This window comes from uncultured Cetobacterium sp., assembly GCF_945952365.1.
Taxonomy (GTDB): Bacteria; Fusobacteriota; Fusobacteriia; order Fusobacteriales; family Fusobacteriaceae; genus Cetobacterium_A.
This window is the reverse complement of sequence record NZ_CAMFHX010000009.1, coordinates 62,057-76,335: the sequence shown is the minus strand read 5'-3', so window position 1 is coordinate 76,335 and position 14,279 is coordinate 62,057. Positions and strand designations below refer to the sequence as shown.

Below are 14,279 nucleotides of genomic sequence, written 5' to 3'. Positions count from 1 at the left end.
TTTTCATATCTTTATATTAAAACTTAAATTTGATAACTCTTCTAGGACGCCCAGCTTTAGAGCAAACCTCATATTCTAAAATCTCTGCAAACCCATTTTCTATAATTGGTTTTACGATTCTATTTACACTTCTTTCAGTTATTTCTAAAATTTCTGCTAACTCTTTACTAGTAAACTCTTTTTTTCTGAAGCTTTCTTGAAGTGCTCTTATTTTAGACAAATATTTCGCTGTAACTCCTATTTTCTTTGCTTCCTTATCTATAGTGTCACTTATTTTTGTACTATAGTCATATCTGTTTCTTTTATAAAGAGGACCTCTTATCTTATCATCAGAGAAAAGATATATTTCACCTTTTCCATTCATTAAACTTATATTTAAAGCTTTTTTTGCATTAATAGATGCTTCTTGAATATTATCAGCATAACCTATTCCTACAAATACTTTTCCACCTAAAATAGAAACTTCATTTAATAGTTTTAAAAAATTTATCTCGCTATCTTTTATTTCCAAAATTCTCTGAGTTGTAAAAAAGATGTATTCATCCTCTAGCAGCTCCTGAAAACTTCCTTGTAACTCTTTAGAATATTTTAAAAATATTTGATTTAGCTTCATTCTAAAGACACTTTTATCATAATAGTTTTCATCTTTTCTAAATCTTCTTACAACTTTTAATACTTTAACTCCAATTCTATTTTTAGAATTTTCATTTATTTTTATATCTTTTAGCAAAGCTTCCATTTGATTAATTATCTCATTTTTAGTTGCCTGCAATCTATAAACTGGTTTATTTTTCTTTTTAAAATAGTCATAAACATATCCAAATGCTGTAAAAATACAATCCACATCATTTCTTATTAAATTTCTGATATGCTCATCTAAAAAATCAGATTCACCTTTGTCTACCTCATACTCCTGAACATTTATGCTTTTCAAAGAGATTCCGAACTCCTCTAACGTATCCATCAAAACATCTCTTTCTACTATATCAAAACCTATTTTCAAATTTTTAATCTCTGAATAGTCCTCTCTCACTTCCCAAAGAGCTTTCAAAACACTTCCTGCTTCTCTATTCGAATAAACCATTGGAACATCTAGATTCAATTTGCTCACGATTTCAGAATGAACACCTATTCCAGTAGAAAATATACCATGAACTCTTCCCTTAAGTTCTTTTAAATTTTCTACAAAACTCCCCAGTTTTTCTATCTCATATGCTATAAATTTTATTTGAGGATATTGAGGCTCCAAAGTTTTTAAAATCTTTTTTACGGAATCAGGGTAACCTACAATAGCAATTCTCATTTACTACTCTCCCTATATAAAAAGTTTATTTTCCACAACATTTTTTATATTTTTTACCAGATCCACAAAGGCATGGGTCATTTCTTCCTATTTTCTCTTCTTTTACGATAGTTCCTTGAAGAGGTAACCATCCATAGTAATACCATTTTCCATCAACTTTTAAAAATTGACTTTTTTCATGATGAACAACATCTTGTCCATTCTCTTTATAAAAAGCTTTAAATTCTACGATTCCTTCTGAATCCTCCTCTTTTCCTGCTTCTGTTGAAACAATTTCCAACCCTAGCCATTCAGAGTTTAAAGCCCATTTTTTTGTCTCTTCAACATCCATATCAGCTTTGCTATCAGGATGATGTGTATCCACTATAAACTCGATATTTCCAGTTTCAAAAGCAGAATATCTCGCTCTCATTAACTCTTCAGCAGTTTTAAAATTATTTATCATTTTGATTTGACTCCTCTACTTTTTTTAATTCATCCAACTCTTTTTCTATTTTTTTTACTTTTTTATAAATCTCATTTATTCTGAACTCTAAAGAGTTTAATATCCAAAATTGGAAATGACTTGCTCTTTGTGATTCATAAAACATCCAAATTAATTTTATAACACTAAATAAAATAGCAACTTGAATTGCAAGGCTTGAAGTTATTCTATTAAAAATCCCTCCTAAAACTAACAATGCAACTATTATTACTATCAGAAGTGTGTTAACTATTTTATTTTGATTGCTACTTGAACCACCTATTTGACCAACAATATTTCTAATTCTTTCCTTTTCTTTCTGAAACTCTTGTAACTCTTCCCTTAATTGCTCTTCCCCTCTCAAATTTAGCCCTCCTTATTTTATACTCCCCAATCTCTAGGATATCTAAACTCTCTTCCTATAGTTCTAGTCGACACCTTCGCTATTAGAGGTAATTTTCTTTTATATTGTGACAATTTAATTTTCCAAATAATCTTATTTACAATCTCCTCAGAATATCCAGCTGCAATTACATCCTCTTTTTTATCTCTTTCATCAACTAAAGAGTATAAAATTTCATCAGCTAATGCATAAGAAAATCCTAATTCACTTTCATCTGTTTGCCCTTCCCATAGGTCTGCACTTGGTTTTTTATCAATAAGTGCTTCCGGAACTCCCATATGTCTTGAAAGTTCCCAAACTTGTGTTTTATATAGATCTCCTATAGCATTTATAGCTGAAGCTGCATCTCCAAATTGAGTACTGTATCCTAATAACATCTCTGTTTTATTTGATGTTCCTAGAACTAAAGCTTTTTCTTTTGCTGAGTAATCAAATAGAATGCACATTCTTTCTCTTGCCATTCTATTTCCTTTTCTCAACCCATCCATATCTGGATTCATATCAAAATATGGTTCAACCATTGGAGTTATCTCTATTAATTTTGATTGTATTCCTAAATCTTCTACAACTAGCTTAGCGTGTTCTACACTCTCTTTACTAGAGGCTTTATATGGCATAAGAATTCCTAAAACATTTTCAGGGCCAAAAGCCTTTGCTGCTAAATAAGCTACTAACGCTGAATCTATTCCTCCTGATAATCCCAATACCACTTTAGAAAATCCAACCTTATTAGCTTCCTCTCTTAAGAAATTAACTAATATATTTTCAACTAAATTTAAATCTAAATCCAATTTATGACTCATTTTTATCTCCTACTTATATAAGTTTTTAATCTGCTCTGCTATATCCATATCTAAACCAAACTTACCTAGTTTTGAAGCTCTATAATCTCTAAGTACAGTATATGTTGCCTGTTGCACATTAGGATATCCACCTTTTTGTAACATATTCATTCTTACTGCAATAGATTCTATTATAGCTCCTGTAACTTGTTCAAAATCCTCTTCTAAAAGTTTATACTTATCTTTTAGAACATCTTTTTTACCCATTTTTAGCATTTTTTCAATTAGAAGACATGCCACTTCATCGATTGGAAGAATCTCATCTCTTATAGCCCCTGTTATAGCTAAGTTATATCCAACCTCTTGATTTTCAAACTTAGGCCATAAGATACCTGGAGTATCTAATAACTCTAACCCCTCTTTTATTCTTATCCATTGTTTTCCTCTAGTGAACCCTGGCTTGTTTCCTACACCAGCACTATTCTTACCAACAATTCTATTTATAAGTCTTGATTTTCCTACGTTTGGTATTCCTGCAATCATTAATCTTGTATTAACTTTTCTTAATCCTTTTTTAAGCATTTTATCTTTTTTCTCTTTAGACACTTTATCAATAATAGTGTAAAGAGTTTTCATATTAAATCCTGTTTCTGCAGATAGCTCTAAAACTTCATCAGCAAAATTATTCTCTTTAAAGAATTTTTTCCAGAAATTCAATTCCTCTTTTGTAACTAAATCCGCTTTATTTATAACTATTACTCTTTTTTTATTTTTTGCGAACCCAGCAATATCAGGATTTTTACTTGATAAAGGAATTCTTGCATCCACAACTTCAAGAACAATATCAATTAAAGGCATATTTTCCTTTATTAAGTCCTTTGTTTTTTTCATATGTCCTGGATACCAGTTAATTTTTGTCATTGACATTTTTTCTCACCTCTATTTTTCATTACCCTTTATTAAAAGAACTATCTCTCCTTTTATAGGATTTTGAGATAACTTCTCAATTAACTCTGTAGTTGTTCCTCTTAAAATTTCTTCATATATTTTAGTAATCTCTCTTACTATTACAACTTCTCTTACACCAATAAAAGTTTCTATATCTCTTAATGTTTTTTCTATTCTGTGTGGAGATTCAAAAATAACTATCGTTCTTTCTTCTGTAGCTAATGATTTTAAAAGTGTTTGTCTACCTTTTTTCTTCGGTAAAAACCCTTCAAAACAGAATCTTCTTGTTGAGATTCCAGCTACTGAAGCTGCTGCTGTCATTGCACTTGGTCCAGGAATTGGAATTACCTTTATCCCTCTTTTTAAAGCTTCATCAACAACTTCAAATCCAGGATCTGATATACACGGTGTTCCTGCATCTGTTACTAATGCTATTTTATTTCCATTCTCTAACATATTTGCTATATTAGATACTTGGTGCATTTTTGTATGCTCATCATATCTATTTACAATTTTTTCTATACCTAAATGATTTAATAACTTCTTTGTAACTCTTGTATCCTCTGCAAAAACAAAATCTACTTCTTCAAATGTTTTAATTGCTCTTAAAGTTATATCATCTAAATTCCCTATAGGTGTGGCTACTATATAAAGCATTTTTTACCTCATTTCTCTTATTTTTTTAAAAGTTTCTCCATCTCTTCGACTGCTCTGTCTAATTGGATATCACCTTTTGAGATAATTTTTTGGGCTTCCTCTTCTCCCTTTACCTCTTTTATAATTTCATTTCTATTTTCTTTAGTCTCATCCTCATTTATATTCGTAACAAAACCATTGAAGAATAGGAAATCATCTTTCTCTTCAACTAAGATATCTGGTTCTATTCCTGTACCATGAATAGAAACTCCACTTGGAGTATAGTATTTAGCTATTGTTATTTTTATCCCATCTCCATCTGGTAGTGGCAGTAGTGTTTGAACACTTCCTTTTCCAAATGTTTTTTCTCCTATTAAAAGACCTCTTTTATAGTCTTTTACTGCTCCTGAAACTATTTCAGATGCTGAAGCACTTCCCTCATTTATCAATACAATCAACGGGAAATCTCCAAAGTATTTACCTTCTCTATAAGCTACCTCTTCATCTCCATTTTTTCCTTTCGTACTAACAACTCTTCCTTCAGGAATAAACATAGATGAAATTTTTACAGCTTGACCTAAAGAACCTCCTGGATTACTTCTTAAATCGAAGATTATTCCTTTCGCGCCTTTTTTCATTAATCCTTCTAACTCTTTACGAAGATCTTTATATACATCTTCTCCAAATTGAGTTAATCTTAAGTACCCTACATCTTTTCCAATCATTTTACTCTTAACGTATTTTAATTGAATTATTGATCTTTTAAGTTCAACCTCTTTCGTTTCTTTAGCTTCTTCTCTGTAAACTGTAAGTTTTACTGAAGTCCCTGGCTCACCTTTTAATTTTTTTACACTTTGCTCACTCGTTAATTTATAAGTACTTTCTCCATCGATAGCTATAATTTTATCTTTAGCTCTTATTCCTGCTAAATAGGCAGGCGTATCTTCAATTGGAGAAACAACTAATAGAGGTTCATCTGCTTTTTTCTGAATTACCATTCCTACTCCAGCATATTTTCCCTCTATATCCTCTTTAAAACTTTCTAGTTCCTCTTTTGTAAAATAATTAGAATGTGGATCATCTAAAGATTCCATCATCCCTTTCAAAGCTCCTTGCATTAAAGTTGTATTTGTAGGGTCTTTTTCCGCTCCCACATGATTCTCTTTTATTATATTCATAATATCAGAAAGTTCTTTTAACTCCTTTATATTTGCAATAAATCCATTATCTACAGAGTATGACGGTATTGTATTTATAGCCATAACTCCAGATAAAAGTAGTGCTACTCCAGTATTTCTTAACAGTTTTATCATAAGGCTCCTCCCAAGTTCTTTCCTAACTTTACAACTGATTCTATGTTAATATGAGACTCTTCAGCTCCTATCTCAAATAAAGAGATATATTCAACATTTCCTTTTGTACCTGTTATTGGTGAGAAATCTAAGGCTTTTAATCTTAATCCAGATTTTTTAGCTTCCTCTATTACCATCTCTATTGCCATTATGTGTTTTTTACTATCTTTTACTATTCCACCCTTTTCAATATTCTCTTTTCCTACTTCAAATTGTGGTTTTATTAAAGCCATCAACTTTGTTTCGGGTTTAAAGAATTTTATTAGATGTTCAATTACTTTTGTTATCGATATAAATGATACATCCATAACAATGTAATCTACTTTTTCATTATCTAACTCATTTAAAGTTAAATCTTTTATATGAGTATTTTCTAATGATTTAACTCTGCTATCACTTCTTAATTTCCAATCTAATTGATTTGTTCCTACATCTACAGCATAAACAAAAGAAGCTCCATTTTGTAATGAACAATCTGTAAATCCACCTGTTGATGAACCAACATCTAAAACCTTTTTATCCTGTAAATCTAAGTTAAAAACAGTTATAGCTTTTTCTAACTTCATTCCTCCACGGCTTACATATTTGCAAGCGTCGCCTTTTACTCTGATTATAGGCTCCTCATCTATTTTTATAGATGTTCCAGGTTTATCTATTTTTTTATCATTTATTATAACCAAACCAGCCATAATAGCTCTCTTTGCTTTTTCTCTAGTTTCATAAAAACCTTTTTCAACTAGTAGAACATCTACTCTTTCTTTCATTACTGCACTTCCTTCTCAAAAATCTTGTCATCCTCTAAATAATTTAATAGTGGATTTTCTAGAATAAGATTTTCAAACCCTAATCTATCAACTGCTTTTATTAATTTTTCAGTTTCTCTAACTCTCTTTGTAAAGAAATCATCTCCTATTGGGATTTTTTTCTTACTTTTATAATAACCTAATAACTGCTTTGTGTTTTTAAGTCTTAACTCATGCTTAGCTCTTTTTAAACGATCTTTTATAACTCCAGTTGTACAATTAAACTTTTTAGCTACATCGTCTATGTTCATTCCATCGTTCATAAGTCTCAATATTTTATCAGCACCGATAGGGTTTATTCTATGATATTTTGCTGAATACATATCTGCTCTATGAACTATATGAGCTTCTTTAGTATTGGGTTGTATTTTCCCCCATTTACCGTGATGTGATATAACTATATGTATTATATTTTTCTTAATTTTTTCTACAATTTTTAGATTTAAAGCCTCTTCTATTTCAGACAGCACTCTTTCTGCTTCTTTCATAATATACTCAGGCTTTTTTATCATCATTTGTGAATGAGATAACTTCTCATCAGCTTTTCTGATGCTTCCCTTACTCAAATCATGTATTATAACTCCAACAACTATTGAGAAAAATTCAACTTTTTCTCTTGCTTCTCTTAAATCTCTAAAATCTCTTCTTATCTCTTCAAAAGATATTTTTAAAACGTCGTATGTATGCGTAGTTACTTTAACCCCTTGATCATCATGATGGTCTAAATCTAAGACCATCCCATGGTTTAGCAGAAGTTTTATAAACTTCAGTGCATTACTATTTTTCGCCATTAATGCTACCCTCAATTCTCTCTATTAGTTTTTTACCTCTTAGACCATAATCTTCTAACAGTATGTTTCTTGACCCATGAGGTATTGCTACACTATTCAATGCTATTTTATTTATATTAATTTTTATTTTTTTCTCATTTAAAAATCTTAATATTTCATCACCAAATCCACCTCTTTCATAACCATCTTCAAAGGTGAATATATTTTCATATTTTGAAAACTCATCTAAAATGAAATTTTCATCTAAAGGCCTTATCGATGAACAGCTAACAATAGTTCCTCCTAACCCTCTTTCTGAAAGTTTTTCTTCTATATTTAAAACCTCTTTTAGCATCGCTCCCGTAGCTAAATAAAGATTTTTATCTCCTTTTTTTATCTCTTGCCATTTTCCAATCTCAAATTTAAAATTGAATGATTTATCTAACTCAAATGCATTTCCTCTTGGAAATCTAACCGCTAAAGGTGCATCTTCAAAGTTTTTAGAAAACTCTAAAATCTCTCTCAGCTCTTTCCCAGTTGTTGGAGCTAGAACTCTATAGTTTGGCATAGTTAAAAACATATTGATATCATGAATCCCTTGATGTGTTTTTCCATCTTCACCTACAATCCCCGCACGGTCAATCATAAATCTCACCGGCAGATTTTGTAACCCAACATCATGTATCAACTGATCAATAGCTCTTTGGAAAAATGTTGAATATATGGCTACATAAGGTTTTTTACCCGATATAGCTAGTCCTGCTGAAAAAGTCACTCCGTGCCCCTCAGCTATTCCTACATCTATACATCTTTCATCGAATCTATTTTGAAACTCTCCTAAACCTGTTCCCTTTACCATAGCTGCTGAAACAGCATATATATCTTTATCTTTTTCAGCTATTTCTACTAATTTTGATCCGAAAATATTAGAATATGTCTCGCCTCCTGATTCAACCTCACCTGTTTCTGGATTGAATGGCGATATTCCGTGGAACTTTTCCTTATTCTCTTCTGCTAATTGGAATCCTTTTCCTTTTTCTGTTTTTACATGAATAAAAACTGGTCCACTCATCTCTTTAGCTCTCATTAAATTTTTAATTAACTCTTCCAAATTATGCCCATCAATTACACCTAAAAATTGGTATCCCAATACTTCTGATATACTTGAAGGTAAGAAAAATTGTTTCACAGAGTGTTCTATTCTTTCTAAAACACTTTTCACCTGTTTTCCTACTTTTCCCTTACTCATAACACTTCTAACATCATTTCGAATATTCATATAAGCATTACTTATCATTAACTTACCAAAAAAATTAGAAAGTGATCCTACATTTTTTCCAATAGACATCTCATTATCATTTAATATAACTATTAAGTTTTTTAAATTTTCACCAATATTATTTAAAGCTTCTAAAGAGTGTCCGTTAGCAATTGAAGCATCCCCTATCACAACTATAACTTTTTGATCTGGATTTGCTTTAGCTATTCCAGCTCCAGCTGACAAAGCACTTCCTGCATGTCCAGCTATAAAAAAGTCATGTTCACTTTCCTTCGGATCAGAAAAAGGTCCTATTCCACCTTTTGTTCTCAGTGTTTCAAATCTTTCTTTTCGTCCTGTTAATAATTTATAAACATATGACTGATGACCTACATCAAATAACAACTTATCTTTTGGAAGGTTAAACACTTCCATTATTGCTTGAGTTAGTTCTACTACTCCTAAATTAGGTGCTAAATGTCCACCATTTTTACTTGTAATATCAACTAATATATCTCTTATATTTTGGCTTTCGTTCTGCAACTTATTAATATATTGTCTGTCTACCTTCATTTTTTTCCATCCTTAAGCTTGTATATAACCTTTAAATATAAAGGCTATAACTACTCCTAATATAGCCCCTACTAATACTTCTAATGGACTATGTCCTAAAAGTTCCTTTAGTTTTTCATCATGTAATCTCTCTCCAACTTTTGCCGCAAATCTATCCATTAAAGTGTTTAAAAGTCCCGCATGTTTTCCAGCTGCTCTTCTTATTCCAGCAGCATCGTACATAACTACTCCTGCTAAAACAAATGAAATAGCAAATATTGTACTTTGTGTTCCATGAGCTAATGCTACTGCTGTACTCAATGATGACATAGTTGAAGAGTGGGAACTTGGCATTCCTCCAGTTTCAAAAATTCTTTTAATATTTAATTTTTTATCAATAAATATTGTAGTTATAACTTTATAAAACTGGGCAACAAACCAAGCTATAAATACTACGTCTAGAATTCTATTTCCTAAAATTATTCCTTTTTCCATAGTCTCCCCACTCTCTTCTTTATTTATTTAACTGCTTTTAATTCTAATGATATTGTTGGTTTATCTGTATTCTCTTTGTAGAATATTATAGTTCTTCCAATTATTCCTACAACCTCAGCTTCTATAACATCAGCAATTTGGTAAGCAACTTCGTTCTTATCTGCTTCTGAATTTTGAAGTATTTTTACTTTGATTAACTCTCTAGGAATTATTGCATCTAAAACACCTTGTGCTAAAGTTTCAGAGTATCCCTCTTTTCCTATTCTAAATATTGGCTCTAAATTGTGTGCTCTCTTTCTTAAAAATGCTCTTTTTTTACTTGTTAAACTCATTTTCTCTCCTCTTACTCTCTTAAATTTAATAATATTTTATACATCCATAATTATAGGTAAAATCACTGGCGTTCTTTTTATTCTGTTATAGAAGAACTTACTTGCTAAATCTCTTACACTATTTTTTATAACTGTCCAATCTTTTATTGCTCCATCTTCAAACTCTTTTAACTTAACTCTAATCTGTTCATTAGCTTCATTTAAAATTTCATCTGAATCTCTAGAGTAAACGAATCCTCTCGTCACTATATCAGGACCACTTAAAACTTTTCCTGTCTCTTTATCTAGAGCAAATACAACAATAACAACACCATCTTGAGATAGTTGCTGTCTATCTTTTAAGACAATGTGTCCTATATCTCCAACACCAAGTCCATCAACTAAAGTTGCTCCTGCATTTACTTTACCTTTAATTTTTGCACTTGATTTTGTTACTTCAACTTTACTTCCATTCGTTGCTATTACAACATTATTTTTTGGAACTCCTGTTTCAATCGCTGTTTCTTTATGAGCTTTCAACATCTTAAACTCACCATGAACTGGCATAAAATGCTTTGGTTTAATCAGATTAAGCATCAATCTTTGCTCCTCTTTACTAGCATGTCCAGAAACGTGAATTCCTGCTATCTTTTTAAATACAACTTCAGCGTCATATTTTAAAAGACTATTTATGTTATTTGATACAGCCCTTTCGTTTCCTGGAATAGGAGTTGCTGATATTATAACTGTATCTCCCTCTTTAACTTTCGTATGCTTATGCATATTTTTAGCTATTCTTGATAACGCAGCCATAGGTTCTCCTTGGGTACCTGTACAAAGGATGACTACCTTATTATCTCTCATCTTATCTACATCAGATAAGTTTATCATAATATTTTCTGGAAGTTTTAAATATCCTAAAGATGATGCTATATCAAATACCTTTATTAAACTTCTGCCATCAATAGCAATTTTTCTTCCATGCTCATTTGCTATATTCACTATCTGTTGAAGTCTATGTACGTGAGAAGCAAATGCTGCTATAATTATTCTTCCTTTTGCCTTAGCAAACTCTACCTTAAAGGCTTCACCAACACTTCTTTCTGAAGGTGTAAATCCATCTATCTCAGAGTTTGTTGAATCTGAAAGTAATAAGTCTACTCCCTCTTCTCCAATTTGAGCTAATCTTAAGAAGTCTACTCCATCTCCACCAACTGGAGTTAAATCTATTTTAAAGTCTCCTGTGTACATAACTCTTCCAGCTGGCGTAGTTACAACTACTGCATAAGCATCAGCTATCGAGTGAGTAACACTTATAAACTCTACTTCAAAATATTTTCCAACTTTTATCTTATCTCTTCCTTTAACTTCTCTCATTTTTGGAAGAATTTTTGAAACCTCTCCATTTTCAAACTTAGATTTTATTAAAGCTAATGTAAGTTTTCCTCCATGAACAGGAACATTTCTATCTATCTTTTGATATAAGTATGGAATTGATCCGATATGATCCTCATGACCATGAGTTATGAATAATCCTTTTATCTTATCTCTATTACTTTCAATATAACTGAAATCTGGAATAACTAAATCGATTCCTAATAAACCATCATCAGGGAAAGTTACTCCTGAATCTATAACTATAATTTCATCTCTATATTGAACTAAAGTCATATTTTTTCCAACTTCATCCAATCCACCTAAAGGAATAACATACATCTTTTCCTCTTTTTCAGTTTTCACAACTGGCTTTTTCTCTTCTTCTTGAACCACTGTTTTTTTAGGTGCTTTTCTTTTTGGTGCTGGTGTTCTAGGCTCTTGATTTTTTGGTGTCTCTTGAGCTACTACTGTTTTTATCTCTTCTACAGCTAAATTTTGTTCACTTTTTACAACTTCACTCGTTTGGTTTTTATCACCTTGTTTAGCTTTATTGTAATATTTTCTACGTCTTGGTTTTTTCTTTGCTACTTCTTTCTCCTTTTCAACAATATTCTCTAAATTCATTTTATTTTATCTCCTCATTGTAATATTCCAAATATTTGTCTACAAATTTTTTAGCAACTCCTCCAGCGACACTTCCCCCTCCACCTGCTCCTTCTAAAAGAACAGTGAATACAATTTCAGGTTGCTTATCTGCTGGGAAATACCCTGCCACAAGAGCATGTGTTTCATCAAATCTTGAGTTTTGAGATGATCCACTTTTTGCTCCTATTACTAACCCTTTTGTTCTTAACGCTTTTGTAGTTCCGTTATTTTTTTCTACAGTATTTATTAAAGCTTGATTTAAAGCATCATAATACCAACTTGGATAATTTGTTTCATATAAAACTTTTGGTTCTATATCTATTTTTTCTTTTCCGTTCTCCATATAATCTACAACATGAGGAACATATGCTTTTCCACGATTCGCAAGCCCCATATATGATACTGCAACTTGCATCGGAGTAGATAACAGATAACCTTGACCTATAGATAAGATTATTGTATCTCCTTTAAACCACGATTGCTTAAATCTAGCTCTTTTCCATTTTTCATTTGGAAGAATTCCAGATCTTTCGCCAAAAACATCAATTTGAGAAAGTTTTCCATAACCAAAACTTCCTGCAACATCAATTATAGGTTCAAGACCAAATTGATCTGCATATCTATAATAGTATGGATTAACTGATTCCACTATAGATTTTTCAAAATCTACTGTTCCGTGACCACCTTTTTTCCAAGCTCTCCAACTCCACTTTCCGATACTATAAACTCCATTATCATAGATTTTAGTTTTCGGATCTAAACCATTATTGAAAAATGCAAAAGCTGAAAATGGTTTAAATACTGATCCAGGAGGATACTCTCCTGAAATACTTTTATTCGTCAGCGGTTTTCTTGAGTCATTCGTTATCTCATCCCATTCCTCTTGAGAAATTTTTGAACTGAATGTTGTTAGCGAATAAGTTGGATAACTTACCATTGTAAGTACTTTTCCTGTTTGAGCTTCTAGCGCTATTATCGATCCCGATAAATTTTGCTCTTCGAATATTTTTTCCATATATTCTTGTAGTCTCATATCTACAGATAGATGCAAGTTATACCCCGGTACAGGGTCTTTATTTTTCTCTATCTTTTGGGCTCTGTTTAAAGCATTAACCTCAATATAGTCATATCCAGGTTTTCCTTTCATCTGTAAGTCATAAACTTTTTCAATTCCAGTTTTCCCTACGATATCCCGTGGAGAATAACCTTGTTCTTTAAGTGTTTCATACTCTTTTTCTGTAATTTTTTTTACATACCCAATCGTATGTGCAGCCAATGAATCGTGTATATATTTCCTCTTAGAATAGCTTTGAACTTCTAAATATGGATAATCTCCAATTTTTTCCATCAATTTATGAGCTAACGTTAATTCTAAATCATCTATCAAAATATTCTCTCTTGTATAAGGAACAATCTCTCCATATTTAACTCTTCTTTGGAGATACTCTTGAGCATACCCTGTAGCTTCTGCCATCTCTTTCAACTGATCTTCACTTACATTTCTTTGATTTAAATAAACTAATCTATACCCTAAGGTATTTGTTACAATCAGCTCTCCATTCGAATCATATATATTTCCTCTTTCAGCATCAATCTTTCTTAATTTAACTCTATTTTTTTGAGCTAAATAGTTGTACTTATCTTTTTTTACAATTTGTAAATATGCCATTCTACTTCCTAGTAAAATAAAAACTAGGAATATAAATACCTTATATATTTCTCCTCTAAATTCAAAGCTTTTCCCTAACTTTATTCCAAGATCTTTTTTCACTTAGTTGCTCTCCTCATATATAATAAGTTAATTACAAAATAAAATATTGAAAGAAATAGTATATCAACTATCACAAAAGGTATATCTACATAGAATTTCCAAGCTACAATTTGTAAAAGAGAAAGTACATAAACATTTCCAATGTTGTAATCAAAGTTTATAAAGTATAGGTAATAAAAAACTATATTTAATCCCACAAATAAAAATGCATATGCAGGTTCTCTTGAATGTAGAGCTAATATAACTGCTAATATTGGAAATAAAAACGCTATTTTTTTATCTTTTCTATAAGATAGATAAGCCAAATAAGGCATTATTAAAAATCCCTTTGATGTTGTCTGAGGAATGTTATCCAATATAAAAATAAATAAAATTGAGATAAAATCTAGCATTTTCACTCCTTCTAATCT

14 protein-coding genes and 1 pseudogene are annotated in these 14,279 nt (G+C 31.0%); all 15 read right to left on the bottom strand.

Features of this window, described 5'->3' with window-relative positions:
• Window positions 1-16: 16 nt before the first annotated feature.
• A complete protein-coding gene (locus tag Q0O83_RS04805; protein WP_294094618.1) occupies window positions 17-1,303 on the bottom strand; it encodes a hypothetical protein in 1,287 nt (428 codons plus the stop codon).
• A 25-nt stretch (window positions 1,304-1,328) separates the two neighbouring features.
• The gene (locus tag Q0O83_RS04800; protein ID WP_294094616.1) at window positions 1,329-1,748 is read right to left on the bottom strand and encodes a YchJ family metal-binding protein; all 420 of its coding nucleotides are present in this window, start codon (window positions 1,746-1,748) and stop codon (window positions 1,329-1,331) included.
• Window positions 1,738-2,130, bottom strand: coding sequence for a hypothetical protein (locus Q0O83_RS04795; protein ID WP_294094614.1), 393 nt, complete (start codon window positions 2,128-2,130; stop codon window positions 1,738-1,740). The genes Q0O83_RS04800 and Q0O83_RS04795 overlap by 11 nt, the downstream gene beginning before the upstream one ends.
• Window positions 2,131-2,147: 17 nt before the next feature.
• Complete coding sequence (locus Q0O83_RS04790; RefSeq protein ID WP_294094612.1) at window positions 2,148-2,972, bottom strand: NAD+ synthase; 825 nt, start codon at window positions 2,970-2,972, stop codon at window positions 2,148-2,150.
• A 9-nt stretch (window positions 2,973-2,981) separates the two neighbouring features.
• Window positions 2,982-3,878, bottom strand: coding sequence for a ribosome biogenesis GTPase YlqF (gene ylqF, locus Q0O83_RS04785; protein WP_294094611.1), 897 nt, complete (start codon window positions 3,876-3,878; stop codon window positions 2,982-2,984).
• 12 nt (window positions 3,879-3,890) lie between these two features.
• Window positions 3,891-4,556, bottom strand: coding sequence for a 16S rRNA (cytidine(1402)-2'-O)-methyltransferase (gene rsmI / locus Q0O83_RS04780; RefSeq protein WP_294094609.1), 666 nt, complete (start codon window positions 4,554-4,556; stop codon window positions 3,891-3,893).
• A 17-nt stretch (window positions 4,557-4,573) separates the two neighbouring features.
• Window positions 4,574-5,848, bottom strand: a complete 1,275-nt coding sequence (locus tag Q0O83_RS04775) for a S41 family peptidase (protein ID WP_294094608.1) — start codon at window positions 5,846-5,848, stop codon at window positions 4,574-4,576.
• Window positions 5,845-6,651: pseudogene (locus tag Q0O83_RS04770) on the bottom strand (TlyA family RNA methyltransferase); the annotation flags it as partial. The gene Q0O83_RS04775 and the pseudogene Q0O83_RS04770, both read right to left, overlap by 4 nt.
• A complete protein-coding gene (locus tag Q0O83_RS04765; protein WP_294094606.1) occupies window positions 6,651-7,481 on the bottom strand; it encodes an HD domain-containing protein in 831 nt (276 codons plus the stop codon). The gene Q0O83_RS04765 and the pseudogene Q0O83_RS04770, both read right to left, overlap by 1 nt.
• A complete protein-coding gene (dxs, locus tag Q0O83_RS04760) occupies window positions 7,468-9,291 on the bottom strand; it encodes a 1-deoxy-D-xylulose-5-phosphate synthase (protein WP_294094604.1) in 1,824 nt (607 codons plus the stop codon). Before dxs ends, Q0O83_RS04765 begins: the two co-directional genes overlap by 14 nt.
• A gap of 12 nt (window positions 9,292-9,303) precedes the next feature.
• Window positions 9,304-9,765: a divergent PAP2 family protein gene (locus Q0O83_RS04755; RefSeq protein ID WP_294094603.1), complete on the bottom strand. Its 462-nt coding sequence runs from the start codon at window positions 9,763-9,765 to the stop codon at window positions 9,304-9,306.
• 23 nt (window positions 9,766-9,788) lie between these two features.
• Complete coding sequence (gene yhbY, locus Q0O83_RS04750; RefSeq protein ID WP_294094601.1) at window positions 9,789-10,097, bottom strand: ribosome assembly RNA-binding protein YhbY; 309 nt, start codon at window positions 10,095-10,097, stop codon at window positions 9,789-9,791.
• Window positions 10,098-10,133: 36 nt separating this feature from the next.
• Window positions 10,134-12,077 carry a ribonuclease J gene (locus Q0O83_RS04745; RefSeq protein WP_294094599.1) on the bottom strand — a complete coding sequence of 648 codons (1,944 nt, stop codon included), beginning with the start codon at window positions 12,075-12,077 and terminating at the stop codon, window positions 10,134-10,136.
• A gap of 1 nt (window position 12,078) precedes the next feature.
• The gene (mrdA, locus tag Q0O83_RS04740) at window positions 12,079-13,869 is read right to left on the bottom strand and encodes a penicillin-binding protein 2 (protein WP_294094597.1); all 1,791 of its coding nucleotides are present in this window, start codon (window positions 13,867-13,869) and stop codon (window positions 12,079-12,081) included.
• Window positions 13,866-14,261 (bottom strand): hypothetical protein, encoded by a 396-nt coding sequence (locus Q0O83_RS04735; RefSeq protein WP_294094595.1) that lies wholly within the window; start codon window positions 14,259-14,261, stop codon window positions 13,866-13,868. Before Q0O83_RS04735 ends, mrdA begins: the two co-directional genes overlap by 4 nt.
• Window positions 14,262-14,279: the final 18 nt, after the last annotated feature.